Origin of the sequence: Flavobacterium bizetiae (genome assembly GCF_024271895.1) — a bacterium.
GTDB lineage: Bacteria > Bacteroidota > Bacteroidia > Flavobacteriales > Flavobacteriaceae > Flavobacterium > Flavobacterium bizetiae.
This window is the reverse complement of record NZ_CP091861.1, coordinates 777,079-803,474: the sequence shown is the minus strand read 5'-3', so window position 1 is coordinate 803,474 and position 26,396 is coordinate 777,079. Positions and strand designations below refer to the sequence as shown.

The window sequence follows — 26,396 nt, the reverse complement described above, 5'->3', positions numbered from 1 at the left end:
AAGGTTCTAAAGCACATTCAAAACCTGTTCTTTAATCTTTTCCAATTCATCCTTCATCATCACCACCAACTTCTGCATTTGAGCGTGATTCGATTTAGAACCCATTGTATTGATCTCGCGACCCATTTCCTGAGTAATAAAACCTAATTTACGACCATTCGCTTCAGTCCCTTTTATAGTTTCTAAGAAATAATCTAAATGATTCGTCAAGCGAACTTTCTCCTCAGTAATATCCAGTTTCTCTAAATAATAAATCAATTCCTGTTCGAAACGATTTTCATCAACATTCACTTTCAATTCAGATATTGCCGTTTGCAAACGATCTTTAATAGCCTGAACGCGTTCTGGATCAAGAGCCAAAGCATCGTTCATATATTGGCGAATATTTCCAATTCTTAAGTTAAATTCTTTTTCAAGAGATTCACCTTCGTCTTTTCTAAAAGTTAAGATGTTTTGAAGCGCTTCCTCAATTATAACCTGAATTTGTTCCCAATCGTTTTCATCGATTTCCTCGCGTTCCGTTTTTAGCGTATCAGGCATACGAACGGCCATTTTCATTAATTCAGTTTCATCAGCACCAGGATAAACCTCTCTAAGCTGCGCGATATAGTTTTTTACAACAGGAACATTTACTTTAGTCGAAGTTTGTTCAGAAGTACTTTCAATGTAAATTCCAAAATCAATTTTTCCTCTTTCAAGTTTTGTAGAAATCTGAGTCCTTAAACCTAATTCCATTTCGCGATAAAGCGACGGCATTCTTACGTTCAGATCCAAACCTTTACTATTTAAAGATTTTACTTCAACGGTAATTTTTTTTGTAGGCAATTGCAAAGAAGCTTTGCCAAACCCTGTCATAGATTGTATCATATAATTGAGTATAAAGGCGCAAAGATAAATAAAACTTTGCAGTCTTGGGTTGTAAATAACTAATCTGTTAAAACCGTTATTAGATTAAGATTTTTTCGCCACGAATTTCACGAATTTGCACCAATTATTTGTTGAGCTTAAAAGTTGCCACAGATTAAAAAGATTCTCACAGATTGATAAAATCACTTTAATCTGTGCCAAAAGAAAAGCACTGAATTCACAATAATTAAACTCGTGGCTAACTTTTTTATAACCAGAATTTTAATTTGGGCGTTGCCTCCGGCCGGGCTATCCGCTCCCAATCTTTTTTTGAGCAGAAAAAGCTCAAAAAAAGGATTTCCGCTTCTATCCCTAACGCAACCCCATATTCATTACAATTTTAAGCTTCTTATTTTTCTAAAGCTTTCTGAACCTGCAAGGTTACAGGTTGTGTATTACCAATATAAATCTTTTCATCAATAATAAAAACCGGACGACTGATGAATGTATAATGTTCTAAAATGTATTTTTTATAATCTGCCTCAGTCAAAGACTTGTTTTTTAAATCCATCGATTTGTACAATTGCGCTTTTTTGCTAAACAAAGCCTCGTAGCTTCCGGCAAGTTTGTACATTTCTTCAAGTTCAGCTTCGGTAATAGGGTTTTGTTTAATGTCATGAAAAACCAAATCATTATCCTTTGGTAAACTTTTAATAATTTTTCGACACGTGTCGCAAGAAGCTAAATAGTATATTTTATTCATGATTTTTAAATTTAAGAGACTACAAAGAAAATTCATTTAAAACTGAAAAATGCCTAATTTTAGAAAAAAAATAAAATTATGAATTCAGTTTTTGAAGTACAGAAAACCATTAGAGAAATTCTCTTAAAGGTTTTAGACCATCATTCATTAGAACAATTAAATAAAATTCCACAAGGATTCAGTAATAATCTTATCTGGAATATTGCGCATTGTGTTTCCTCGCAACAGGTTTTAATCTATAAATTATCAGGTTTACCAACCATGGCCTCAGATGAGTTTATAGCAAAATACAAAAAAGGAACCAAGCCAGAAGGTGATGTTTCGCAAGCTGAAGTCGATGAAATCAGAACTTTACTTTCTACAACTTTACACCAAACCGAACAAGATTTTGCCAATAATATATTTGTAAATTATCACGAGTATACAACAAGTCAGGGTTTTACCCTCAAAAATATAGATGGAGCATTAGACTTTAATAATTATCACGAGGGAATTCACACCGGAATCATCATGAGCATTAGAAAGTTTGTTTAAAAAGAAAATCCCGTTTCGAAATTTCGAAACGGGATTTTTTTTATTCTACTATAGTTTCAATTGTTACTTTCATAGCACCGCTTCCTTTATTTTTGGTGATTTCCATAAAAGCTCTTTTCGATAAATCAAGTTCTCTTGTTCTCACAAACGGACCACGATCTGTAACTTTCACTATGACAAATTTTCCGTTTGCTTCATTTGTTACTTTTATTCTTGTGCCAAATGGGAGTTTTTTGTGCGCTGCGGTATATTTACTATTGCTAAATCGGGCGCCGCTTGCTGTTTTCTTTCCGTTAAAACGGTCAGCGTAATATGAAGCGTGTGCATTTTTTTTATAGGGCTTTAACTTTAAACCTTTATCAGTAAAAACAGAATCGGTTGGTATCGCAAGTATATCCGGTCTTACAGCTTTTACTGTATCCTGGGAGGTTTTAGATTTTTGTTCTGTTGCTGGTTTTGTTTGACTTATAACATAAGTAAAACAACTTAAAAAAGTTATTGTAAGGCTGGTAAGTATAATGTTTTTTTTACTTCTCATGGGTTATTTTTTTTCAGACTTGGGGAGTTTGTACAAATAATATGCCGAGATAAAAAAAGCCCTATTATTTTAGGGCTTTAATTGGTTTTTAGAACCAAAGGTTCCACGGAATTCTGCTTAAAATAAGCAATAATCCTAATCCGTAATAAATAGCAAAAGTTTTAAACTTAGCTTCGCTATTGATTAATTTTTTATGTTTAGACCATCCAATAGTGATCAAAATGATAGCGATAATATTGATTAACGGGTGTTCTAGTGAAGTTAATCTTAGTTCTGCATTAGACATTTGTCCAAAAGCTGCTTTTCCTAGCGGAGAAACAAAATAAAGTATTATTCCGATCAATAATTGCGTGTGAGTTCCAATTAAAGCAAACAATGCAATTTTACGATCCTTAGCTGTAAAATCCTTCTTAGAAGTTACTCCAATAATGGCATTTACAACGGCAATTAATAAAAGCAAAAGTGCTAAATAAGCCCAGCCAGAATGGAATTTTTGTAGAAAATGGTACATAAATTAATTTTTTTGTTAAAACAAATATAGCAAAAAAGGCATAAAAAAAACGGCATTGGACTAAAAGTCAATGCCGTTTTTTGGTATTTATTTAGATTCTAAATATTAGAAATCGTAACGTAGTGTAAAGTTCCATGTTCTTCCAAATCCGAAGAATACAGTGTTCACGTTAGCAACTCCATTATAAAGCATTCCGTTAGAAGCATAAGTTCCTTTTGAACCTGGTAATGCTGGACTAGTTGTAGGAAGATTATCATCAGCAAAGATGTTAGTTCTTGCCTCAGCAATGTAAATTTTATCAAAAACGTTGTTTACGTTTAATCTGAAGTTTACAGATTTGTCTTTGTTTTTACCAGTTAACATTTTATATGAGAAACCAGCATCCATTAAACCGTAAGAAGGTAATTCTAAAGCTCCTTTGTTTGTTGCAGATGTAAAGTTTACCGGGTTTAATCCAGCATATAATTTGTCATTAAAGTTGTAGTTAGCATCTACAGTTACTCTTGTAAGAACTTCGTAAGAAGCTCCTAAAGATGCAGTCATTTGAGCGGCATCACCTACTTTTACTTTATCCATGTATACAGTAGCTGCAGTGTATCCTACAACTGGTGTGTTGTCTGATTGATTGTAAGCATTTACAGTAGCATTTCCTTTGTATTCCCAAATTCCGTAAGAGAACATACCTGTAATTTTTAATCTTTCAGTAATGTTTGAACTACCTTCAAATTCAATTCCAGAGTGAACTTCGTTAAGTCCTACGAATTCTGTATAAGTTGAGTTTGCAGGAATAGTTGGTGTTGCAGTAAGTGGATTACCTCTTAAGTATCTGTCATTCCAGGTAGTGTTGTAAAGGTTTACTGTAGCGTTAAAGAATTTAGAACGGAAACCGTATCCAGCTTCAAATCCAATGATTTTCTCGTTAGTAAGGTTAGGGTTTACTGTAGATCTGTTGTTTGGATAAACTGAGTTAAAGAACGGTTGTCTTGAGTAGTATCCAGCATTAGCGTAAACATTGTGTTTCTCGTTGATGTTGTAGTTAGCTCCACCTTTTACGTTTCCACCAGTGATGTTTTTGTAAGGAGTAGAAGATAACGGATCTGTTGTTTTGTATACAAAGTTATCCTCTCTTTTGTAACCTTGTTGAGATATAGCTCCCTGAACGAAAGCTGTTAAATTATCTTTAGCGTACTCTAATTGAGTAAATACACCGTACCATTTTACATTACCAGTACTGTTGAAAGAAATTTTCTCATAGTCTGTCTTTTTGAAAACATTCCATTGAACATCTGTATCGTAAGTTGTAGTCAAATGTCTACCTACTGGTTTTTGATCAGCGATAAAATTATCATAATACTCATTTCCACCTAATAGGTTATTTAAAACTGTATAGTGGTATCCTTTGTAAGTTCTTCCGTCAAAACCAAAATCTAAAGTTAATGTATTAGATAATTTTTTGTTTAAGTTGATTACTGCACCAAACCAGTCATGAGAGTTGATAGATGAAGTTTGAGAGATACCAGAAGTATTAACGTTAGTTTGTGGGTTATAATCCACAATATTTGAACTTGTATTAAAGTAAGAGCTGTTTTGGTAAACTCCACCAATTTGTTGTCTTTGGCTAAGTCCAGGGAAACCTGCAATAGCTACTGGTGTACCAGAGTTGTAAGCTACGATTTTATCGTAATCTACTAAACCATCAGGTCTTCTAAAAGCTACAACATCGCTGTATGCTTTTCCTTTAATTCCTCCACTTGCGCTAGCTCCTGCACCACGTCCCATAGAAGCATAAAGAACAGAAGAAAGTTTTGTTGTTTCGTTGATTTTATAATCCCAGTTGAAAGATGCAACAGGTTTGTGGTAGTAATTTTTTCTGATGTTGTATTCTTCACCATTCAAATATCCGTTATCAGCATTGTATCTGATGTTTGGCTCGCCATTACGTCCGTATTGTTGGTAAGTAGCAATTGTAGATATTGTAGATCTTTGGTTGTGCCATTGTGGCGCACCTGTTACAGTAAGTTGGAAATCATGTTTTCCGCTTTTGTTGCTGTATCCTAAAGCAACATAATAGTTAGAACCTTCAAATTGAGTTCCGTCAACATAACCATCTCCCATTGTTTGAGATAACAAGATAGAAGCAGATAGGCCATTGTCTAATTTTCCAGTGTTGTATGAACCTTGGATTTTAAAGTTTCTTCCATTTCCAAAACCTGAAGCGAAAGATCCACCTTCTTTTTTGTCAGAAGATTTTGTTACAATGTTAATTGTTCCCCCAACAGATGGAGTAGCAAGTTTAGAAGCTCCTAAACCTCTTTGAACCTGCATTGCAGATGTTACATCAGATAAACCTGCCCAGTTACTCCAGTAAACAGAACCGTTTTCCATGTCGTTAACCGGCATACCGTTAATCATAACAGCGATGTTATTTTGGTTGAATCCACGGATGTTGATTCTTGAATCTCCAAAACCACCACCTGATTTAGTAACATAAACTGAAGGAGTGTTTCTTAAGATCTCTGGAAATTCCTGAGTTCCTAATTTTTCCTGAATTTCAGCAGCTTTAATTGTAGAAACTGCTACAGGAGTTTTTCTGTCCTTTGCAATATCGACAACTGAACTTTTTACAACAATCTCACTTAATTCATTAGAATTAGAAGTTAAAACGATTGTTCCTAAGTTAGTTGATCCTCCAGAAACTGAAAATTTAACAGTTTTGTTTTCGTAACCTAAAAAAGAAATAACGATTTCTCCTGTACTAGTTGTTGCATTCAAGGTAAATTTACCGTCAAAATCTGTAGAAGTTGCAGTCGTAGATCCTTTGATCACTACGTTTGCTCCCGGTAATGACCCAACTCCGTCGGTAATCATACCTGTAATTTTTCCTTGAGAAAATGCGGTTGAAACTATCATGAACAATAGTCCAGTGAGTAACCAATTTTTCATTGTCTTCATTTGTTATTAGTTTATTGTTTTTGGCAAAATTATAACAATTAAATCAGATAGTGTTATCAAAATGTTAAGAAAAATAAGTTTTATCTAATCTGTTGAGCATTAAAATGATTTTTTCTTTTTTCATTAAAGAAAATAACGTTTTTTTGATTTTTTGGGATAGTATTTTGTTAAAATCGTAATGATTTGCATAGTCTTGTAGTGCTAAACTTGCAATAATCAGCGTTTTAGGGGTGTTTTGGGTGATATTTATACGAAAAAACGCCTTAATTTTTCTTAAATTAAGGCGTTTCAGTTTGTTGTGAATTTTTTATTTAGCTTCTTATTTGTTCTTCAAAAAATGATTTAACAAAAATGAAGTCGAACTGTCGTGATTTTTTACCGTCTTAGTGTTAATTTCATCCAAAATAGAATTCGCTAACTGTTTTCCTAATTCTACTCCCCATTGATCAAAACTAAAAATATTCCAGATAACCCCCTGAACAAAAATCTTGTGCTCGTATAAAGCGATCAAAGATCCTAAGCTTTTTGGTGTCAATTTTTGAATTAAAATGGTGTTGGTTGGTTTGTTTCCTGTAAAAACTTTAAAAGGCAATAAATAAGATGCTTTTTCTGGAGCTAAACCTTGCTTGTCAAATTCTGCCTGAACTTGTGCTGCAGTTTTTCCGTTTAATAAAGCTTCTGTCTGAGCAAAAAAGTTAGACATCAATTTATCATGATGATCTTCGTTTCCGTATAATGGTTTTACGAATCCAATAAAATCAGTAGGAATTAATTTTGTTCCCTGGTGAATTAATTGAAAAAAGGCGTGTTGCGAATTCGTTCCCGGTTCTCCCCAGATAATAGTTCCGGTTTGATAGTTTACAGGTTTTCCGTCACGGCCAACACTTTTACCATTACTTTCCATAGTCGCTTGCTGTAAATATGGAGCTAGTTTTGATAAATATTGTGTGTACGGAATCAAAGCTTCGCTTTCAGCTCCAAAGAAATTATTGTACCAAACACTTAACAAAGCAAGAATTACCGGAATGTTTTCGTCGAATTCTGTCGATTTAAAATGTTCGTCCATTTCGTTTGCACCTTTCAATAAATCATTATAATTATCGAAACCAATTGCTAAACTAATACTTAATCCAACAGCACTCCATAAAGAAAATCTTCCTCCAACCCAGTCCCACATCGGGAAAACATTGTCAGGATTAATTCCGAATTCAGTTACTTTTTGAATATTTGTCGAAACTGCCACAAAATGTTTCGCAATATCTTCCTGAGTTGCCGATTTTAAGAACCATTCTTTGATCGTTTCAGAATTTGATAAAGTTTCCTGAGTGGTAAAAGTTTTAGAAACAATTAAAAATAATGTCGTTTCAGGATTTAATTTTTTTATTACTTCATTTACGTGATCGCCATCTACATTAGATACAAAATGAAGATTTAAATGGTTTTTGTAAAATTGTAAAGCTTCAACCGCCATAACCGGACCAAGATCAGAACCTCCAATACCAATATTTACAACATCAGTAAAAGCTTTTCCGGTATATCCTTTTCTTTCTCCCGAAATTACTTCGTGGCTGAATTTTTTGATTTTGTTTTTTACTTCGTAAACTTCCGGAATTACATTTTCTCCGTCAACTTTTATTACTGCTGATTCCGGTGCGCGTAATGCAGTATGCAAAACAGCACGGTTTTCTGTCTGGTTGATTATTTCTCCACCAAAGTATTGAGAGATTGCTTCTTTTAATCCAATTGAATTGGCCAATTCTAATAAAAGAGAAACAGTTTCCTGACTAATATTGTTTTTAGAATAATCAACTAAAAAGTCGTTCCATTGTAAATTGAATTTTTCAACACGAGCATTATCTTGTTGAAACAATTCTTGTATCGTAGTTTCGTGAATTGCGTTATAGTGGTTTTGCAGATTTTTCCACGCTTCAGTCCCGGTTGGGTTTGTTGTGTTTAAAGCCATTTTTTTTGTTTAATTGAGAATGTGGTTATAAACAACAAAAATACTGAAATTAGTTTTAATAGGGTATCGGTTCACAATTATATAACAAATAGTTACGAAAACGATTTATGAAGTTATTTGTTTTTAATTCTTGTTGATATTATAATTGCACCACCATTTTCTTTTTCATTATAAATGATGCGACTACTGTTTTTGTTTAAAAAATCTAAGCTTATAATGTCAGATTTTTTAAGAGGCAGTATTATGGTATCTTGCTTTTTATCGTATTTCAAATAAATTCCATTTATTACAATTAAAGGCGATTTGTCAATTTGATCTTCTTCAAAGGCTTGGTTTACTAATTTTGAGATAAAATATTTGTTATCTTTTGTGTCATTTAAAATAAACACAGTTGGTTTAGAGCATCCTAAAATTATTGTAGAAGAAAGTATTAGCAAAGTTCTTTTCATTAAATAATCGTGGATTAGTTTGATGGTGTTTTTTGAATAAAAATTTTTACCAAATCTTCCACCAAGGCTTTTTGTTAACTTCTATTGTCTTTTTGGCAATATCAATGTCTATTCTTTTTAATGGTTCAGCTTTAATTTTAGAATCATCGAAAAATAGTTTACCATTTTCGTCTATTCCAATAAGAGATTTAGTTCTTTCTTTCCACTTTTCGGTTTGTAACTCCGGAACTAAAGGTAAGTTGATTTTGTCTGCGAATTTTTTTCTCGCTTTCTCAATAATCTCTTCTTCTAAGTTTGAAGAGGAATTTTTAAGAAGTGTTAGCGAATTGTCAGGAATGTTTAAAAGAAAAACTTGTGTTTTGTTTCCAATTTTTTGAATGTCTAATACTTTAAAATAGGCAATCGAATCTAAAAGAAAATGACCATTTTTTGCTGAATCAGGATTGAATTTAGATAAATCTTTGGGATGCGCACTTGCAATTAAATATCTCAAATTGCCAGAAAGTCCACCGCCCATTGAACTCATATCGGTAAAACCTTTTTCCTGAATTATTTGGCCAATTTTATAATTTGAAATTAAAGCATCAGATGCGTTCGTGTCTCTGTAAAATAGTTTTAAACCTGAAAAAGTTTCATTATAAATTGCTTTAAGACGAGCGTTTTTCATGTTTTTGATATTTTTAAAATGGAGATTTTAATAAAATTTACAAATTACCAATACTATCCAATTCTCTTTTCAAAGGTTCGATTTGTTTCATGAAACGAGTTCTGCTATTTCCTGTAAGGGATTCTCCGGTTGGTAAATTAAGTCGAAGCGCATCGACCTGAACTCCGTTCTTCCAGAAGCGATAACAAACGTGAGGTCCGGTTGCTAATCCTGTACTTCCTACTAATCCTATGGTTTGTCCTTGTGTAACACGTTGTCCTCGTTTTACTAAAATTCTTGACATATGTAAGTATTGAGTAGAGTAGGTTCCGTTGTGTTTTACTTTCACAAAGTTTCCGTTTCCTGCTGTATATCCTGTAGCTTCTACAACTCCAGATGCGGTTGTAGAAATTGGTGTTCCGGTTGGAGCAGCATAATCGGTTCCTTTGTGTGCTTTCCAGGTATGTTGTACCGGATGAAATCTGTTTGCGGTAAATCTTGAAGTGATTCGGCTAAATTTAATTGGAGTTTTTAAGAAAAAGTTTTTCAGCGTTCTTCCCTGATCATCATAATATTCTACTTTTCCTGAAGTAGTATCTTGTTCAAATGGAAAGGCGTAGATGATTTTTCCTTTATATTCAAAAAATGCAGCTTCAAGATCTTCTACTCCGTCATATGTTTTACCATTTATAAAACGTTCCGTGAAGATTAATCCGTAGCGATCTCCTTTTTTAAGTTTAAAGAAGTCAATAGACCATGAAAATACTTTGGTAATTCTGCTGGCAAGAGCCGTTTCTACGCTTTCGTTTCCTAAAGTTTCAGATAACGAACTTTTTAAAACGCCACCAATAATTTTACGTTTAAGTGTTACCGGTTTTATTTTTTTGTAAGCTTTGGCAATACTATCGCGAAAATCGACTACATAATAAGTCAAAGCATCGGGTTGATAAATAAAAACCTGTAGTTTGTTTGTTTTATTTTTTGATCGAAGAATAGTGTAAGGTTTGTGGTATCGAATTGATCTTACATTAAAAGAATCTTTTATTTGTTCGACTACATCATAAACTTTTTTATCGCCAATATTTTGACGTTGAATGATCGATCCAAAAGAATCTCCTTTTTTTATAGTGTCTTGAAGAACATTAAAATCGGCGTAATTAAAACCAAATTCGACTTTCTTAGTTTTTGGTTTTGTAATTTTAATTTCAACTTTTTCAGCGGTTTTATTACATGAAATTATTGAAAATAATAGGATTATAATTACGAGTACTTTTTTCAAACTTATTTATTTTTTTTGGAAATTAAACTGTGGTTTCAGTTCCCCAATTAGACAATTCTTCTTCGGTCCACAATTTAGGAAAAAAGATGCGTCTTTGGTATTTTGGATGCATATATTTTTGCCAGTCACTTCCCCCTGTGGCTTCACCATTGCCTTTTCCGCTTTCTAAAATATATTTACGAGCGGTATTCAAATGTTGCATAACCCAAGTGATATTCACAGTTTTATCATAATGACGCATAGCATCAATTAATTCCTGATTTTGTTGATCATCAATAGGAAGTTGAGTAAATTTTTGCCAAATATTTTTGTCTCTAAAAGTAGTTATTTGTTTAAGAAATTGATCTTTATACTTGTTTTCGAATTCTTTAAGCAAGTATGATTTTTCTCCGGTATGATAATCTTTTCCGGCAGCCTGCCAGTACAAATGTTCGAAGCTGGTTTCTAAATCTGTATTTTCATCAAAGTTTGCTTTGTATCTGCGATCTGTTAAATTGATAACATCAGTGGAAGCAAATTCAATCAATCTGTATTGTGCGCTTTGAAAACCACTTGCAGGAGTTAGTGTATTTCTGAATTTCATGTATTGGTCAACATCCATCCCGTTTTCCATGATGCTGAAAGAATTCGTCAGCATGTCAAAATAACGGGTGATTCTGGATAATCTTTCACTAAAAAAATCGACCTGAATGTTTTGTGTACCGGCAATTTGATCAATTTCCCACAAAATCATTTTAAAAATTAACTCGTTTACCTGATGATACATGATAAAAACCATTTCGTCAGGAAGTGTGGTGCGTTGTATTTGTAAATTCAAAAGAGCATCAGTCTGAATGTAATCCCAATAAGTAATTGGTTTTGACCAAAGCAATCCTTCTAACTGAACTTCAGTTTTTTGATTTATAGCTTGGAATTTTAAGTCAATTTCTTTTAGAATTGATTCAGAATTATCTGTGGTATTCATTATTTTTTTACTTTAAATGGATTTTTTAATCCTTTATATTCGTCAAGATCTGCTTTTAGTGATCCAACGGCAAGTTCTGCTTTTATTCTAATCGGAACTTTGTTATTGTCGTCTGTTATCCAAAGTGTTACGCTTTCTTTTTCTTTAAAAACCCTTCCGGTTTGTACCAAAGGTTTAAAAATCATTGTAGAAACGGTTCCAAATTTAGTTGTAATATCTTGACGACCTACATATTTTAACTTAAATTTTGTGATTTCATCATCAAAAAACATGTCAATTGTTATAGCTTCGCCCGGTTTTAGTTTGTCAATGCTGGGATGATTTCTCAGGTAATAAAAAGAGGAAATGATATCCTGAACATTGTCAGTTAAAACAATTGTCTTTTCGGTTTTACGTTTATAATCTTTAACTAAAATCCTGTTTTCGCTTGGATTAAAAAAACCTTCCTGATTTTTGGTGTAACCTCCTTCGTCGATTTTTCTAATATAACGATAGGGCTCTCCGGTTTGTTTGTCGAAATAACTTTCGTATAAATCTTCGACCTTAAAGAAAAACTTTGACATTCCGGTTGTATAACCTTTACCCACAGCATGAAACACTTTTTTATTGTTTATTGTGGCGTCTTTTACTTCAAGTGTGGCATAACCTGCATTTATAATTCCGTAGTGAATGCGGAATTTAAAGTATTCTCCAGTATCAAAAGCATCTTCCTTTTGAGTATCGAAACTAAGTGTCGTGAGAATTAATATGATGAGGATGAATTTTTTCATAGTACAATTTTTACATTTCATTATAAAGATAAAGAAATGCAAATTCTATTCCAAATGTACCAAAACAAAAAAACTCAGTCAAGGAATGACTGAGTTTTTATGCTATTAACTAACCAAAAAACTATAAATTATGAAATTTATATCAATTCAGAAGGAAACCACCCCTTCTTGATTTGCGAGTGCAAAGATATATAGAAAATTCAAAAAAGAAATAGCAAAAGGCAAGTTTAACATAACATTTGCATAAAAACCATCGTTTTACCGAGAATTATACTGTATAATGCAATAATATTACGATTTTATAATGTTCCTCTCAATTCTTGTTCTCTTTCAATCGACTCAAAAAGGGCTTTAAAGTTCCCTGCGCCAAATCCTTTTGCTCCCATTCGTTGAATAATTTCGAAAAAAAGCGTTGGTCTGTCCTGAACTGGCTTAGTAAAAATCTGTAAAAGGTAACCATCTTCGTCGGCATCTACCATAATGGCTAACTTTTCGATTTCGTTAATATCTTCTTTCATCATATCCATATGAACGCCCAATCTTTCGGGAATTGCCTGGTAATAGGTATGAGGAGGGGCAGATAAAAATTCAACTCCGCGTGCTTTTAGTTGTGATACTGTTTTAATAATGTCATCTGTTGCAATGGCAATATGCTGAATTCCGGGTCCGCCGTAAAAATCAAGATATTCTTCGATTTGCGATTTTTTCTTTCCTTCCGCCGGTTCATTAATAGGGAATTTAATTCTTCCGTTTCCGTTAGACATTACTTTACTCATCAATGCTGAGTATTCTGTGGTAATTTGTTTGTCATCAAATGATAGGAAATTTACAAATCCCATTACTTCTTCGTAGAATTTTACCCAAGTATTCATTTCGTTCCAGCCCACATTTCCAACCATGTGGTCAATGTATTTTAAACCTGTTGGTTCAGGATTGTAATCTGATTTCCATTCTTTGTAACCAGGTAAGAAAACACCGTTGTAGTTTTTTCTTTCTACAAAAATATGTACTGTTTCTCCGTAAGTGTAAATTCCTGAACGAACTACTTCTCCAAATTCATCGCTTTCTACGGTTGGTTCCATAAACGAACGAGCGCCGCGTTTCATGGTTTCTTCGTAAGCGCTTCTGGAATCTTCAACCCAAAGTGCAGCAACTTTTACACCGTCTCCATGTTTTTTAAGATGTTCATGAATTGGCGAATCTTGCGTTAATGGTGTTGTTAAAACAATTCTGATTTTATCTTGTTTCAAAACATAAGATGCTCTGTCTTTTACTCCGGTTTCTAATCCTGCATAGGCCAATGACTGATACCCGAAAGCGGTTTTATAATAATGTGCAGATTGTTTTGCATTCCCTACGTAGAATTCTACATAATCTGTTCCTAATAACGGAAGGAAATCTTGTGCTCCTTCGAAGATTTTTTCTAATCCGTATTCTACTGATTTTACTTCTTTGCTCATGATAATTAGATAATTTGATAATGAGAAAATGAGATAATTTTTGAAATGCTGATAATTAAAAATAATTTTCTAATTGGCACATTTTCTAATTTTCTAATTCCTCTTAGATGTTGATATTATTTTATTTAAAATTTTTAAAATTTCTGAGAGATCATTTAATAAACGACTACACTTTGGATATTCGCTATGTGCGTCGCATAAAAACAACCAATACTCTGTTTCATCTGCTTCTTTAATTGCAATTTTTAATTTATGAATAAAATCTGCTTTGCTTTCTGCATTTTGTGATTCTTTTGAATTTGCTCCAATTGATGTTCCGCTTTTTAATAACTGATTTGCAATTACGAATTTCTTTTGTTCTTGAAGTTCATTAGTATAATCAATTATGTTTAATGCGAAATTGAATGTTTTAATTAAAAGAGCATTGTCTTTATATTTTTCGTTGAAAGTCATTTTTTAATGTGATAATTAGAAAATTTGATAATAAGATAATTTATTTGTAGGTTTAAAATTATAAATTAATTATTTAAATTTTATAATTTATGCGGTTTCAAAAGCATTTTCTAATTATCTAATTGCCACATTAACTAATTATTCGGTCCAAGATTTATAATACTGCCCGTCATCAAGACCCATTGCTTCTTCCGTAACCATTAAAGGTCTGAAAGTATCAACCATAACGGCTAATTCATGGGTTTCTTTATGACCAATACTGCGTTCCATCGCGCCTGGTGCGGGACCATGCGGAATTCCTTTTGGGTGTAAAGTGATATGACCTTGCTCGATATTATTACGGCTCATAAAATCACCATCGACATAATATAGTACTTCGTCAGAATCTATATTGCTGTGATTGTATGGCGCCGGAATTGCTTTCGGGTGATAATCGTAAAGTCTCGGGCAGAATGAACAAACGACAAAAGTGGCCGTTTCAAAAGTTTGATGCACTGGAGGCGGTTGGTGAACTCGCCCAGTTATTGGTTCGAAATTGTGAATTGAAAATCCGTATGGAAAATTGTAACCGTCCCAGCCCACAACGTCAAAAGGATGTGTGGCATAAACCACTTCGTGAATCATGCCTTCTTTTTTGATTTTAATTAAAAAATCGCCTTTTTCGTCATGTGTTTCCAATTCGTTTGGCAAAATAAAATCGCGTTCGCAAAATGGCGAATGTTCTAAATGCTGACCTGATTGGTTTTTATAACGTTTTGGAGTGTAAAAAGGGGAGTAAGATTCTACGTAAAAAAGTCTGTTTTCTGTGGTTTCGAAATCGATTTGGTAAATAATACCTCTGGGAATAATAAGATAATCGCCATATTCAAATGGAATATTCCCAAGCATTGTTCTTAATTTTCCTTTCCCTTTATGGATGAAAAGCATTTCATCAGCATCGGCATTTTTGTAGAAATAATTTCGAAGTGATTCTTTTGGAGCTGCCAAACCAATAATGCAGTCTTTGTTGACTAACATTGCTTTGCGGCTGTCCAGAAAATCGTTTTCTGGTTTCAATTCGAAACCTTTAAAAAGTAATGACTTTATATTTTTTCCGATTGCAATTTTTGGCTCAACCGAATAAGAGTTTAAAATTTCTTTAACCTGCGTTGGTCTGTGAACATGATACGATAATGAAGAATGTCCGTGAAAACCTTCGGTGCCAAATAATTGTTCGTAGTAAAAACCTCCGTTAGGTTTTTCGAATTGGGTGTGTCTTTTTTGAGGAAAGTCTCCGAGTTTATGATATAATGGCATGGCTTTTCTATTAGATAATTTGTAAATTAGATAATTCGAAAAATTTGAATTGTTGGAACAGATAATTAACTCAATGTTGCCACTGACTAATTATCTCAATTCGGTAGTTTTACTCAGGATTTCTCTTGATAAGGAATTGAAGATACTCTAATAAACCTGTCCATTTTGTTTTCATTATAACAAATGTCGTAATTTTTATTGATTTAAATTATATATTGTATCAATTATTAACGCTAAAAAAACATTAAAAATATTTTTATCGTAAATTTCTTAGCTCTTTGTTAGGGTGATGTTTTTATTGATTAGTATTAGAAATGGAATCCGATACTAAACCAGGTAAAGCTTTTTGACATTTGAGGAGACCAAGATTGTTTGATTTCGATTGGGCCAATAATGGTTTCTAGTCCGTAACCCACGGCATATCCGGAATATTTAGGCATTGAAACCCAGTCGACACTTGTGAAAATATCGTCGCCTAAGTTGGCAAAATTAGCTGAAAGGTTAACATGGTTCTTTTTTAGGATTTCATAATCTAAAGTAATGTCGGCTTTTAAGAAACTGTTTCCGGCGATACTTAAAAAATCGTATCCGTAAAAATAATTGAAATTGTTGATTTTGCTGTACCCATAACCTCCTAATATAAAATCAAAGAAGGGAACGCTGTCGCTGCCAATATTAAATCCGGCATCTGCTCCAATTTTTATTGTGGCTTTTCTGAACAGGGTTCTTGCAATGGCAATTTCGGCTTTTGCAATAGAGAAGGGCTGAAATTGTTTGGTGTAATCTGATGATGCTAAATAAGTTTGTAAATCTCCGGAGAAATATAAACCAGTGTGAGGAAAATATTTATTGTCAAACGAATCGTATTTTAAATATCCAAAAAGACTGAAATAATTGCTTTTCTCGATAATATTTTCTGTATTAGAAAGTGTTGGCGAGTTTATTTTAAGGTATTTGTATTCTAGACCTCCACCCATTAAAAACTTTTGTACAAATATGGTTTGAAAATAAGCCTGATTGGTAAGATCTAAAAAATCAACATTGATCAAATTTAGGGCTTGATTTTCTGCGAAAAGGCTACTGATGCTTGTTGTTACATTTCGATTGAATTGATTTAATCTTGATCGAAAGCCAAAGCTTATGTTGAAACCATTTTCGACATAATAATTTAAATCGTACCTGAAATTATCACCAAGAATGATGTCAAGCGATGTTATATCATTTTTTAGAAATGTTTTTTTATGAGTAAGATTCAGTAAAATAGCACTTTTGTAAAGCCCGTCGTAGTGAAGTCCAAGTTTAAGGAATGTTTGTGTTGGATTTTCTTTTAAAACCAAATCAAGATCGTCTTTTGTGCCGTCTGGTTGCAGGCAATAAGAAATGGTGCTAAAGTTTTGAGTAGCGTTTAAGTTGTTGATCCCTGTTTTAAGATCATCATAAGTTATGGTACTTCCGGGTTTGAAACGTAATTTTCCGCGAATGTATTCTCTGGTATAATTGTCTAATCTGTCACTGTTTATTTTTTCGATTTTGAGGGTATCAGTAGCAATTTTTAGTTTTGGTTTTTTGTAAAAATTGTCTTCATTGACTAATGTTTTGATTTTTTCATAAACGGCAAAAGCAGCTTCTTCACCTTTTCGGATAATTTCTTCACCTTTATCAAATGAAATTACGCCATAATCACGAATGTCGGGTTTGATGTAAACATCGGTGTTTTTTATTTTGCTTTTCATCTTATCGATAGATTGCAAATTTGTGATCTGCACTAATATTCGGGTCGCGTTTTTCAGGTTTTTTCGTTTCATTAAATCATCCTGAACGTCGACACCAATAATAATGTCAGCGCCAAGATTACGAACTTCTTGTATGGGATAATTATTAACTACGCCGCCATCAACCAATAAGTTGCCATCGATTTCTACGGGAGTAAATAACGACGGGAATGCGGCACTTGCCATCATGGCCTGAACTAAATTTCCTTTGTTTAATAAAACTTCTTCGCCGGTTTCGATATTGGTACCAATACAAAGAAACGGTGTTGGGAGTTTATTGAAATCGCGTACATGTCGTACGTTGCGGGTAAGACTGCTTAATAAATTATAATTGTACATTCCTTTTGAGAGTGCCTCAGGAATTCCGACTCTAAAATTACTGAAGGGTAAAACTATAGCGTATAATTCGTCATTTTTTTTACCGTAAAAGTTTTTTGAAGAACGCGGAATGTAGTCGTTTATCAATTCGTCGAAATTGGTTCTTTTGAAAATGGAGTCAATTTGAGAAGCGTTGTAACCGGAAGCGTAAAGTCCGCCAATGATCGATCCCATACTGGTTCCACCAATATAGTCGATTTTGATTCCAGCCTCTTCTAAAACTTTCAGCACTCCGATGTGAGCAAATCCTTTTGCACCACCACCACTTAATACCAAACCAATTTTTGGTCTTTTGGGTTCGTCTTGTTTTGTGTTTTCGCTATTTTCTTGTGAAAAGGAGTTTTGTGTATTGAAAAATAAAAGTGTGAAAAGTACCAACTGCACGCCCCAGATGGAAATGGAAAACTGCGAGAGACAAAACGATATTTTTTCTTGTAAAAAAAGAGCGACTTTAGAAGCTCCTTTTTTTGCAATAGAAAAAAATCGTTTTGACCGAGTATTTGAAATGGACAGCTGGATTGGGCGCATAAAAAATAACTAGTTGGTTTTGTAAAAGTCGACAATTTTTTTGGCTTTTGATACTCCTATGACGTCAGATATTTCTTTTTCGGTGGCGAGTTTCAATCTTTTAACACTTTTGAAATGTTGTATTAATGTTAGCATGGTTTTTTCGCCAATGCCGGGAATGCTTTCTACTGATGAATTTAATGCTGCTTTACTACGTTTGTCACGATGAAATGTGATCCCGAATCTATGCGCTTCGTTTCGTAATTGCTGAATTACTTTTAAGGTTTCGGATTTTTTATCGAGATATAATGGGATGGAATCTCCGGGGTAAAATAATTCTTCGAGACGTTTTGCGATCCCGATTATGGCAATTTTACCTCTTAATTCTAATGCGTCTATACTTTTTAGGGCGGCAGAAAGTTGTCCTTTTCCACCGTCTATAATGATAAGTTGTGGCAAAGGTTGGTTTTCGTCTAATAATCTTTTGTAACGACGATAAACAATTTCGGTCATCGAAGCAAAATCGTCAGGCCCTTCGACAGTTTTTACATTAAAATGGCGGTAATCTTTTTTGCTGGCTTTTCCGTCTTTAAAAACTACGCAGGCCGCAACGGGATTTGTTCCCTGAATATTTGAGTTATCGAAACATTCTATATGTCGGGGTTCTACCGGCAATCGCAAATCTTTTTGCATTTGCGCCATGATGCGATTGGTGTGTCGGTCAGGATCTACAATTTGCAATTGTTTGAGCTGTTCGATTCTGTAAAACTTGGCGTTACGAATCGATAAATCCAGGATTTGTTTTTTATCGCCAAGCTGCGGAACGGTTGTTTTGATGTTCTCGCCCAAGTTCATTTCGAACGGAACAATGATTTCTTTTGAAAGTAACTGAAAACGTTCGCGAAGTTCGATGATCGCGAGTTCTAACAATTCTTCATCGGTTTCGTCCAGTTTTTTCTTGATCTCTAAAGTGTGCGAACGAATGATCGATCCGTGCGAAATTTGAAGAAAGTTTACGTAAGCGGCACTTTCGTCAGACACAATCGAGAAGACATCGATATTGGTAATCTTCGGGTTTACAATGGTAGATCGCGATTGGTAATTTTCGAGAACTTCTATTTTTTCTTTGATTTTCTGCGCTTCTTCAAAACGTAAATCTTGTGCGTATTGATTCATTAATCGCTTAAAGTCTTTCATACTTTCTTTAAAATTCCCTTTCAGGATTTCGCGGATCGCATCGACTTGTCTTTGATATTCTTCGAGTGGTTCTAAACCTTCGCACGGGCCTTTGCAATTGCCAATATGGTATTCGAGACAAACTTTGAATTTGCCTGAATCGATATTCGATTTGCTTAAATCAAAATTGCAGGTTCTGAGCGGATACAATTCTTTGATTAATTCAAGAATAGTATGTACGGTTTTGAAACTCGTGTATGGCCCAAAATATTCTGAGCCGTCTTTGACCATTCGTCTGGTCGAAAATATTCTCGAAAAAGGTTCTCTTTTAATACAAATCCACGGGTAACTTTTATCATCACGAAGCAATACATTGTATCGTGGCTGTAGGGTTTTGATTAAATTGTTTTCTAATAAAAGAGCATCGGTTTCGGTAGGAACAACGATGTGCTTTATGGTTACAATTTTCTTAACCAATACATTTGTTTTGGCCGTATCATGAATTTTATTGAAGTAGGAGGAAACCCTTTTTTTTAAATTTTTGGCTTTTCCAACATATAAGATCTTTCCCTCTTTATCGTAATACTGATACACACCAGGGTTGTCCGGTAAAGTTTGAATTTGAAGATCTAAAGACGGTTTTTGCATTCTGTTTTGTTTCTGAAGTATCTGTAAAGCATTTTCTGAAATCATTTAGATTCTGAAAAAAAGCTTAACACTGATTTAGTTTCAAATTTACGAAATCAAAAGAATAATTTCTATATTTAGATTTTATAATTCTACATGAAAAATAGTAAACCCTTGGTTATTTTTGGCGAATCGATTTTGCCGGGAGAAAACAAAACAATAAACGTTGAAATTGCGAGGTTGCACACGACCACAAAACTAAATATTCCGGTTATTGTACGTCGATCAAAGATTGAAGGTCCGGTAGTTTTATTTTCGGCCGGAATTCATGGTGACGAAATTAATGGTGTCGAAATTGTTCGCCAGATTATTAGCAAAAAAATTAATCGTCCGGCGAAAGGAACGATTATTTGTATCCCAATTATCAATATGTATGGTTTTGTAAATAAATCCCGTGAGTTTCCTGACGGGCGTGACTTAAACCGTGTTTTTCCGGGAAGTAAAAAGGGTTCTCTGGCCAGTAGGTTTGCGTATCATATCGTGGCCGAAGTTTTACCGATTATAGATTATGCTGTCGATTTTCATGCGGGTGGTGCGAGTAGATTTAATGCTCCGCAAATAAGGATTACCGAAAATAATCCTGAATTGAAGATTCTGGCTGATGTTTTTAATGCGCCGTTTACGTTATATTCTAAAAATATCAATGGATCTTTTAGAAATACCTGCGAAAAAGCAAATATAAAAATGTTGCTTTTTGAAGGCGGAAAATCATTAGATATTAATAATGTAATTGCCAATGAAGGGGTAATGGGAGTGAAGCGTTTATTGCATTATTTGAATATGCTTGATGCGAAACAAGTGGTTGAATATGCAAAAGAACCTTCGATTTATATTAAATATTCGGTTTGGCTGCGTGCGAAATGTTCTGGTTTGCTGCACGATTATAATTTGATTGGAAAATTTGTAACTAAAGGGACAATTTTGGCAATCATTACAGATCCGTTTGGTAAATTTGAACAGAAAGTAAAAGCGCCACATGACGGTTTTGTCATTAACGCGAATCATTCGCCTATCGTTTATGAAGGCGATGCGATTTATCATATGTCTAAAAACAGCCCTTCAAATGTCGACGAATAAAAAAGAATTACGATTACACTACAAAAACCTCCGTGCAGCAATTACTCTTGATGATCTTGAAGAAAAGAGTTTGGCTATAGCCAATAATCTAATTCAGTTGCCCATTTGGGACAAAATATATTATCATGTTTTTTTACCGATTGGAGAACAAAAAGAGGTAAATACAGAATATATTTTGCATTTGCTTTCCGGAAAAGATAAAGAAATTGTGGTTTCGAAAAGTGATTTTGAAACTCGCGGAATGACACATTTTTTATTGACGGATAATACCAAAATTAAAAAAAACGAATATAATATTCCTGAACCTGTAAATGGTTTGCCAGTTCCGTCAGAAACTATTGAGGTGGTTTTTGTGCCGCTTTTAGCATTTGATCTTTTAGGAAATCGGGTAGGTTATGGAAAAGGTTTCTATGATAAATTTTTATCCGAATGTAAACCGGAAACCATAAAAATTGGACTTTCTTTCTTTGAAGCCGAAAACCAGATCGAAGATGTTTTTGAATCTGATGTGAGGTTGAATTATTGTGTTACGCCTGAGAAGGTTTATAATTTCTAGTTTTTAAACCATATAAGTGATATAAGATAATTTAAGTTTGTTTGGGTTTGTGATTTGAAATTTCTTATATCAATTGTGCGTTTTTAAATCCAAATTGATATAAAAAATCCCAAACTCCAATTGTTGTCAAGTTGGAATTTGGGATTTTTTATTTTTAGATACTAAAAGCGTTATTTCACTTCTCGAATGGTAGAACCGTCAATCCAGCCTTCGGTTCCGTCTGTTAATTCGATTTTTTTCCATTGTCCTACGGTTTCAATAACGTAAACTTTTACGCCTTCGTGTAATAATATAATAGCTGCGCCTGCTTTTTGCGGCTCGCTGCGGACTTCGCTTAATTCAGCAAAAACAATCGCCGGACGATCATTATTAAAATGAGTTTTTTCTGTTATTGCTGCAGAAACGGTCACCAATAAAGCAACTAACAAAATAAACATTCCGATAAAATACAGTCTTTTTGAAAGTGTAAGTTGAGAGAAATAATATCCAATAAAACTCAATAGAAACACAAATGAAATTACAACAGAAATCTTTGCCCAGGTATTATAATCAAAAATTCCGGTAAAGTTCTGAATGAGTTTTGCAAAACCTACTTTCGGGATTTCCTTGATCTCGTCGATTGTTAGTTTTTTAGCAAATTTCAAATTGTTTAAAACGTCAGGATCATGAGGTTTTAATACTAATGCTTTTTCGTAGTTATAAATAGAAGGTGCTACTTTGTTGAGTTTGTAATAGGCATTTCCTAAGTTAAAATATAACTCTGCAGAATGCTGTTTGTCTTCTTTAACAATACTTTCGTAAGCATCAACAGCTTGTTGGTATTGTCCCTTTTGGTACAAGGCATTTCCTTTTTCAAAGCTGCTTTGAGCAAAGAAAACCTGAGTGATTAATAAAAAAAGATATACTACTATGTTTTTCATTTTATTTGTTTTAAACCTAACGGTTCCGAAGCTTCGGGATAAAACCTGTTAGGTTTGTTTTTTCTTTTTGAACTTAAATTAAACGCAAACGAAACTAATTTCTTAATTCCCGATAACTCTCGGGATTGCGGTTAAATACTAAACAATTTGCTTTTCTAATGCCGAAATAATTAAAACAGCCTTGTCGAAATCCTGCTGAATCGAAGCGCTTGATGCTGGTGCATAACGGGCAATTTCGCAGTTTTCTGTCAGGTCAATAAAACTTTGAACAGATTCCGGGTTGGCATTTCTTGACAATAATAATTCGCTAATATTATCCTTGCTCATTTCTGAGGTTTCGATATGCAATTTCGCTTTAAGGAAATTATGCATCGCTTTTTCTAAGGCAATATAAAATGCTTCTTTATTGTTTAATTGTTTTTTAGCCTGAGATAAATATTTCTTAGCCAATTTGTTGTTCATTCTAATGCGGTTTCCTGTTACGTCACCGTCAATAGCTTCTTTTCTTTTCTTAGCCAAAACAATGATTGGTATGATCACGAAAGGAGCAAACAATAAAAGATAATACAAATTAGAGCCGTAAAAATCATTTTTAGCGATTGAGACTAAAGTTGTTTTTGATTTTATGTATTTGAACTGATCTGTTTTTGCAATCACATTTTTAGAGGCATTTGCTGTTGCACTTGCTTCTGCCTGCATTGGTCCGTCTAATACATCGACCATAATTTCTTGTGAGGTGATGGTTTTATAAGAACCGGTATTCAAATCAAAATAAGAAAACTGCATTGGTTTGATCGCATATTTTCCTTTGTATTGTGGCACAATAGAATACTTATCGGTAATTTTTCCTGACATTCCCGAAAGAGAAGTTGTTACTTGCTCATCATGAACCGGATCGTACATTTCTAATGCATTAGGAACAACCGGTTTTGGTAAAGTAAACAATTTCATGTTTCCGTTTCCTGAAGCACTTACGATTAAATCCAGACTTTCTCCACTTTTCAATGTTGTTTTAGATGGCGTAACTGTAAAATTAAATTTACCTACAGCACCGCTAAAGCCTTCTGGTTTACTTGCTTCAGGTAATGCTTTTACATTAATAGTTTTTGCTCCGGCCGAAACTACTCTGTTATCAACTGTCAGAATCATTTGTCCGTACATATCACGACGATTTGAAGGCAATTCTACACCAATGTCCAGCGAAAGCGGTTCGATCGTTAATCGTCCTGATTTTTGAGGATATAAGATAGTCTTTTTAAGGATTACGTAGTAACATCTTTGTCCCTGAAAAGTTCCTTCTGCGATAGACAGTTGCTTGATGTCTATATTCTGATTCCAGAAATCATTGTATTTAGGTTTAGCCAATTCTTTAAAACCAGTAACATTAATGTTGTTAAAGTATAATTTATAAACAACCGTAATTGGCTCATTTAGATATGGATTTGTTTTCGAAATCTCGGCTACAAGATTCAAGGTTTCATTCGGAATTCCTTGCTGACCTTGTGGTCTGCTATTGTCATAAGGATCTCTTTCCTGAGCAACGGCATTTGTTACTACGATTTTTATAGGCTGTGTTTTGTAAATTTGCCCATTATATTCTATAGCGGCTTGTTTGATAGAAAATGTCCCTTTTTGATTGGGCTGTAAAATATAAGAATATATTTTCTGAAAAGAGCTTCTACCATTTACCCAAGACTGGCTTACTTGCTGGCTTGGTCCGCCTACAATTCTAAATCCGTCAAATGAAGGCTGGTCGAAGTTATCTCCGTCAACATTCATGATGAAGTCAATGCGTAATCTTTCGTTCACTCCAAGCGTGTTTTTGCTTACTCTGGCCTCAAATTGAACTTGAGCCATAAGCCCTTGAAAAGTGAATAGTAATAGAATTAAATATCTTTTCATTAATTGTTTTTCAGTGTTTTTTATATTAACTGTTTAATCGCTAATTTATTTAATCGGGTTTACAATTAAACAAATTAACGATTACACAAATAAACCAAATTTTACCAGTCTTTCTCTGTTTTTTTAGGGTTTCCTTTTACTTTCTGAGCGTTTACTTTATCTTGAATTTTCTTTTCTTCGTTGTTTACGGCATCTAATAAATTTTGAACTCGGTCCTTAGAAATTCCGCCAGGCTGTGGTTTTGGTTCTCCTTTATTGTCAGACTTGTCGTCTTTCTTCGGATCATCTTTACCATCTTTTTTGTCTTTGTCTTTATCGCCTTTGTCGTCCTTTTTATCTTTGTCCTTATCCTTGTCTTTATTTTTATCCTTGTCCTTGTCTTTATCTTTGTTTTTATCCTTGTCTTTGTTCTTATCGTTTTTAGGCGGATTTTCTTTTAGCTTTTGTTTCGCATAAGCATAATTATAACGCGTTTCCTCGTCTGTTGGGTCATTACGTAAAGCTTCTTTATAAGCTTCTACAGCCTGAGCATAATCTTTCTCTTTCATTAAAACATTTCCTAAATTGTGAAATGCTTTATGTTTTTCAGGTCTTGTTTTAGCGTTCTTTATCGCTTTCGCGTAAGCGAATTTAGCTTCAGAAACCTGATTTTGTCTGTAGATAGTATTTCCTAAGTTATAAGGAGCAGTAGCACGTTTTGGAAATTTTGATTCTGAAATTCTGTAATTTGCTTCAGCATCAACAAATTTATTCTGCTTATATTCTTCATTGGCATCAGGCAATGTCTTGTCTTTATCCTGAGCCGAAACAGCTAAAGAAAATGTTAGTAAAATATAAAGAAGTAAATTTTTCATTCTAATTTTTTTAATTTTTTGTTCCAAATTTTTAATGGGGAACAATTATTTCTTTTCGTTAAATAAATTCAACTCTTTTATCCAGTTTGTTTTTCTTTCTAAAAGGAAAATGTCTACAAACAATAATAAGAAGGCAAAGCCAATGAACCATTGATATTGCGATTGAAAATCGGCCATTTGGGTCGCTTCAAATTCAGTTTTCTGAATATTGTTTAGCGCATTTTTTATGTATTCTAAAACTTCTTTAGTGCTTCCACCATATACATAACCGCCTTTTGTCGCTTTTGCAATGGTTTTTAATCCTTCCTGATTTAGTTTTGTAATAACCGTTTGTCCGTTTTGATCTTTTTGATAGTTTTTAACTACACCATTTTCTTTTAAAGGGATTGTTCCTCCTTTTTCGGTTCCAACTCCAATGGTGATAATTTTCATTCCCATTTTATTGGCTTCTTCGGCTGCTGCCGAAGCTCCTTCAGAATGATCTTCTCCATCAGAAATTAAAATCAATAATTTGCTGGTTTTGCTTTTTTCATCAAAATAAGTTGATGATAATCTGATTGCTTCATCAAGTGAAGTTCCTTGCGACGAAACCATATCAGGAGTCATACTTTGCAGGAACATTTTGGCAACACTATAATCTGATGTGATAGGTAAAACAGGGAAAGCACTTCCTGCGTAAGCTACGATTCCAATTCTGTCACTTCCTAAATTATTGATGATTTGCGAAACCAATTGTTTACTTTTTTCTAAACGGCTTGGCGCCACATCTTCGGCCAGCATACTTTTAGAAACGTCGACTGCAAAAACGATATCAATTCCTTCACGTTTTACGGTTTCCATTTTAGTTCCAATCTTCGGATTTACTAAACCGATGATCAAACAAGCAAGTGCCAAAAGTATTACGGATATTTTTAAAACCGGTTTAAAAACAGATCTTTCCGGACTCAGTCTTTTTACCATTTCAAGGTCACCAAATTCGCGCTGTTTTTTTCTTTTCCAATACATATTGAAAAGGAAAATACACACCACAATTGGGAGTAATAATAAAAAGTATAAATATTTTTTTTCGTCTAATTCCATTTTTAGTTCTAGTTTTCAGTTTTCAGTGGCAGTTTTCAGTGGGTGACTGATAACTGTGACTGA

Annotated in this window: 23 protein-coding genes; 3 read left to right on the top strand and 20 right to left on the bottom strand. The window is 33.8% G+C overall.

Annotation, left to right across the window (positions count from 1 at the left end):
- Positions 1-6 precede the first annotated feature (6 nt).
- A complete protein-coding gene (locus tag L0669_RS03755) occupies positions 7-867 on the bottom strand; it encodes a YicC/YloC family endoribonuclease (protein WP_065448735.1) in 861 nt (286 codons plus the stop codon).
- Positions 868-1,255: 388 nt separating this feature from the next.
- On the bottom strand, positions 1,256-1,609 hold the full coding sequence (locus L0669_RS03750; RefSeq protein ID WP_173970522.1) for an arsenate reductase family protein: 354 nt from the start codon (positions 1,607-1,609) through the stop codon (positions 1,256-1,258).
- A gap of 78 nt (positions 1,610-1,687) precedes the next feature.
- On the opposite strand from L0669_RS03750, the gene L0669_RS03745 reads away from it, so the two are divergent.
- A complete protein-coding gene (locus L0669_RS03745) occupies positions 1,688-2,143 on the top strand; it encodes a DinB family protein (protein WP_263761421.1) in 456 nt (151 codons plus the stop codon).
- Between the two features lie 40 nt (positions 2,144-2,183).
- On the opposite strand, the gene L0669_RS03740 is transcribed toward L0669_RS03745, so the two are convergent.
- The 14 genes from L0669_RS03740 to uvrC form a co-directional block, all read right to left on the bottom strand.
- On the bottom strand, positions 2,184-2,681 hold the full coding sequence (locus L0669_RS03740) for a septal ring lytic transglycosylase RlpA family protein (protein WP_173970520.1): 498 nt from the start codon (positions 2,679-2,681) through the stop codon (positions 2,184-2,186).
- 88 nt (positions 2,682-2,769) lie between these two features.
- Complete coding sequence (locus L0669_RS03735; protein ID WP_173970519.1) at positions 2,770-3,192, bottom strand: hypothetical protein; 423 nt, start codon at positions 3,190-3,192, stop codon at positions 2,770-2,772.
- Between the two features lie 105 nt (positions 3,193-3,297).
- Positions 3,298-6,144, bottom strand: a complete 2,847-nt coding sequence (locus tag L0669_RS03730; protein WP_263761419.1) for a TonB-dependent receptor — start codon at positions 6,142-6,144, stop codon at positions 3,298-3,300.
- 319 nt (positions 6,145-6,463) lie between these two features.
- Positions 6,464-8,107 carry a glucose-6-phosphate isomerase gene (pgi, locus tag L0669_RS03725; protein ID WP_173970517.1) on the bottom strand — a complete coding sequence of 548 codons (1,644 nt, stop codon included), beginning with the start codon at positions 8,105-8,107 and terminating at the stop codon, positions 6,464-6,466.
- Positions 8,108-8,220: 113 nt separating this feature from the next.
- Complete coding sequence (locus L0669_RS03720; protein ID WP_263761417.1) at positions 8,221-8,556, bottom strand: hypothetical protein; 336 nt, start codon at positions 8,554-8,556, stop codon at positions 8,221-8,223.
- A 46-nt stretch (positions 8,557-8,602) separates the two neighbouring features.
- On the bottom strand, positions 8,603-9,223 hold the full coding sequence (locus L0669_RS03715; protein ID WP_173970515.1) for a hypothetical protein: 621 nt from the start codon (positions 9,221-9,223) through the stop codon (positions 8,603-8,605).
- A gap of 37 nt (positions 9,224-9,260) precedes the next feature.
- Complete coding sequence (locus tag L0669_RS03710) at positions 9,261-10,481, bottom strand: peptidoglycan DD-metalloendopeptidase family protein (RefSeq protein ID WP_263761415.1); 1,221 nt, start codon at positions 10,479-10,481, stop codon at positions 9,261-9,263.
- Between the two features lie 22 nt (positions 10,482-10,503).
- The gene (locus L0669_RS03705) at positions 10,504-11,445 is read right to left on the bottom strand and encodes a tryptophan 2,3-dioxygenase family protein (protein WP_263761413.1); all 942 of its coding nucleotides are present in this window, start codon (positions 11,443-11,445) and stop codon (positions 10,504-10,506) included.
- On the bottom strand, positions 11,445-12,215 hold the full coding sequence (locus L0669_RS03700) for a DUF3108 domain-containing protein (RefSeq protein WP_173970511.1): 771 nt from the start codon (positions 12,213-12,215) through the stop codon (positions 11,445-11,447). The genes L0669_RS03705 and L0669_RS03700 overlap by 1 nt, the downstream gene beginning before the upstream one ends.
- 299 nt (positions 12,216-12,514) lie before the next feature.
- A complete protein-coding gene (gene hppD / locus L0669_RS03695; protein ID WP_263761410.1) occupies positions 12,515-13,675 on the bottom strand; it encodes a 4-hydroxyphenylpyruvate dioxygenase in 1,161 nt (386 codons plus the stop codon).
- A 93-nt stretch (positions 13,676-13,768) separates the two neighbouring features.
- Positions 13,769-14,128, bottom strand: a complete 360-nt coding sequence (locus L0669_RS03690; RefSeq protein ID WP_263761409.1) for a four helix bundle protein — start codon at positions 14,126-14,128, stop codon at positions 13,769-13,771.
- Positions 14,129-14,266: 138 nt separating this feature from the next.
- Positions 14,267-15,424: a homogentisate 1,2-dioxygenase gene (locus L0669_RS03685; RefSeq protein ID WP_263761407.1), complete on the bottom strand. Its 1,158-nt coding sequence runs from the start codon at positions 15,422-15,424 to the stop codon at positions 14,267-14,269.
- A 308-nt stretch (positions 15,425-15,732) separates the two neighbouring features.
- Complete coding sequence (locus L0669_RS03680) at positions 15,733-18,102, bottom strand: patatin-like phospholipase family protein (RefSeq protein WP_263761405.1); 2,370 nt, start codon at positions 18,100-18,102, stop codon at positions 15,733-15,735.
- Positions 18,103-18,111: 9 nt separating this feature from the next.
- On the bottom strand, positions 18,112-19,905 hold the full coding sequence (uvrC, locus tag L0669_RS03675; protein ID WP_263763903.1) for an excinuclease ABC subunit UvrC: 1,794 nt from the start codon (positions 19,903-19,905) through the stop codon (positions 18,112-18,114).
- A gap of 135 nt (positions 19,906-20,040) precedes the next feature.
- Here uvrC and L0669_RS03670 point away from each other — a divergent pair, with 135 nt between their 5' ends.
- Positions 20,041-21,021 carry a succinylglutamate desuccinylase/aspartoacylase family protein gene (locus L0669_RS03670; RefSeq protein ID WP_173970506.1) on the top strand — a complete coding sequence of 327 codons (981 nt, stop codon included), beginning with the start codon at positions 20,041-20,043 and terminating at the stop codon, positions 21,019-21,021.
- On the top strand, positions 21,008-21,577 hold the full coding sequence (locus L0669_RS03665) for a 5-formyltetrahydrofolate cyclo-ligase (protein ID WP_263761403.1): 570 nt from the start codon (positions 21,008-21,010) through the stop codon (positions 21,575-21,577). Before L0669_RS03670 ends, L0669_RS03665 begins: the two co-directional genes overlap by 14 nt.
- A gap of 170 nt (positions 21,578-21,747) precedes the next feature.
- Here L0669_RS03665 and L0669_RS03660 read toward each other — a convergent pair whose 3' ends face one another.
- From L0669_RS03660 to L0669_RS03645, 4 genes are all read right to left on the bottom strand, one after another.
- Complete coding sequence (locus L0669_RS03660) at positions 21,748-22,497, bottom strand: tetratricopeptide repeat protein (protein ID WP_263761401.1); 750 nt, start codon at positions 22,495-22,497, stop codon at positions 21,748-21,750.
- 138 nt (positions 22,498-22,635) lie between these two features.
- Entirely contained in the window at positions 22,636-24,399 is a 1,764-nt protein-coding gene (locus L0669_RS03655; protein WP_263761399.1) for a BatD family protein, read from the bottom strand.
- 101 nt (positions 24,400-24,500) lie between these two features.
- The gene (locus L0669_RS03650) at positions 24,501-25,253 is read right to left on the bottom strand and encodes a tetratricopeptide repeat protein (RefSeq protein ID WP_263761397.1); all 753 of its coding nucleotides are present in this window, start codon (positions 25,251-25,253) and stop codon (positions 24,501-24,503) included.
- Between the two features lie 45 nt (positions 25,254-25,298).
- On the bottom strand, positions 25,299-26,333 hold the full coding sequence (locus L0669_RS03645; protein WP_173970501.1) for a vWA domain-containing protein: 1,035 nt from the start codon (positions 26,331-26,333) through the stop codon (positions 25,299-25,301).
- Positions 26,334-26,396 lie beyond the last annotated feature (63 nt).

Excerpts from the sequence above, each read along its gene's own strand:
- L0669_RS03660 (WP_263761401.1), bottom strand. The coding sequence starts at position 22,497 with ATGAAAAACATAGTAGTATATCTTTTTTTATTAATCACTCAGGTTTTC.
- L0669_RS03665 (WP_263761403.1), top strand. The coding sequence starts at position 21,008 with ATGTCGACGAATAAAAAAGAATTACGATTACACTACAAAAACCTCCGT.
- L0669_RS03715 (WP_173970515.1), bottom strand. The coding sequence starts at position 9,223 with ATGAAAAACGCTCGTCTTAAAGCAATTTATAATGAAACTTTTTCAGGT.
- L0669_RS03745 (WP_263761421.1), top strand. The coding sequence starts at position 1,688 with ATGAATTCAGTTTTTGAAGTACAGAAAACCATTAGAGAAATTCTCTTA.
- uvrC (WP_263763903.1), bottom strand. The coding sequence starts at position 19,905 with ATGCAAAAACCGTCTTTAGATCTTCAAATTCAAACTTTACCGGACAAC.
- L0669_RS03700 (WP_173970511.1), bottom strand. The coding sequence starts at position 12,215 with ATGAAAAAATTCATCCTCATCATATTAATTCTCACGACACTTAGTTTC.
- L0669_RS03750 (WP_173970522.1), bottom strand. The coding sequence starts at position 1,609 with ATGAATAAAATATACTATTTAGCTTCTTGCGACACGTGTCGAAAAATT.
- L0669_RS03730 (WP_263761419.1), bottom strand. The coding sequence starts at position 6,144 with ATGAAGACAATGAAAAATTGGTTACTCACTGGACTATTGTTCATGATA.
- L0669_RS03680 (WP_263761405.1), bottom strand. The coding sequence starts at position 18,102 with ATGCGCCCAATCCAGCTGTCCATTTCAAATACTCGGTCAAAACGATTT.
- L0669_RS03705 (WP_263761413.1), bottom strand. The coding sequence starts at position 11,445 with ATGAATACCACAGATAATTCTGAATCAATTCTAAAAGAAATTGACTTA.
- L0669_RS03645 (WP_173970501.1), bottom strand. The coding sequence starts at position 26,333 with ATGGAATTAGACGAAAAAAAATATTTATACTTTTTATTATTACTCCCA.
- L0669_RS03740 (WP_173970520.1), bottom strand. The coding sequence starts at position 2,681 with ATGAGAAGTAAAAAAAACATTATACTTACCAGCCTTACAATAACTTTT.
- L0669_RS03755 (WP_065448735.1), bottom strand. The coding sequence starts at position 867 with ATGATACAATCTATGACAGGGTTTGGCAAAGCTTCTTTGCAATTGCCT.
- L0669_RS03655 (WP_263761399.1), bottom strand. The coding sequence starts at position 24,399 with ATGAAAAGATATTTAATTCTATTACTATTCACTTTTCAAGGGCTTATG.
- hppD (WP_263761410.1), bottom strand. The coding sequence starts at position 13,675 with ATGAGCAAAGAAGTAAAATCAGTAGAATACGGATTAGAAAAAATCTTC.
- L0669_RS03735 (WP_173970519.1), bottom strand. The coding sequence starts at position 3,192 with ATGTACCATTTTCTACAAAAATTCCATTCTGGCTGGGCTTATTTAGCA.
- L0669_RS03685 (WP_263761407.1), bottom strand. The coding sequence starts at position 15,424 with ATGCCATTATATCATAAACTCGGAGACTTTCCTCAAAAAAGACACACC.
- L0669_RS03650 (WP_263761397.1), bottom strand. The coding sequence starts at position 25,253 with ATGAAAAATTTACTTCTTTATATTTTACTAACATTTTCTTTAGCTGTT.
- L0669_RS03670 (WP_173970506.1), top strand. The coding sequence starts at position 20,041 with ATGAAAAATAGTAAACCCTTGGTTATTTTTGGCGAATCGATTTTGCCG.
- L0669_RS03720 (WP_263761417.1), bottom strand. The coding sequence starts at position 8,556 with ATGAAAAGAACTTTGCTAATACTTTCTTCTACAATAATTTTAGGATGC.
- L0669_RS03690 (WP_263761409.1), bottom strand. The coding sequence starts at position 14,128 with ATGACTTTCAACGAAAAATATAAAGACAATGCTCTTTTAATTAAAACA.
- pgi (WP_173970517.1), bottom strand. The coding sequence starts at position 8,107 with ATGGCTTTAAACACAACAAACCCAACCGGGACTGAAGCGTGGAAAAAT.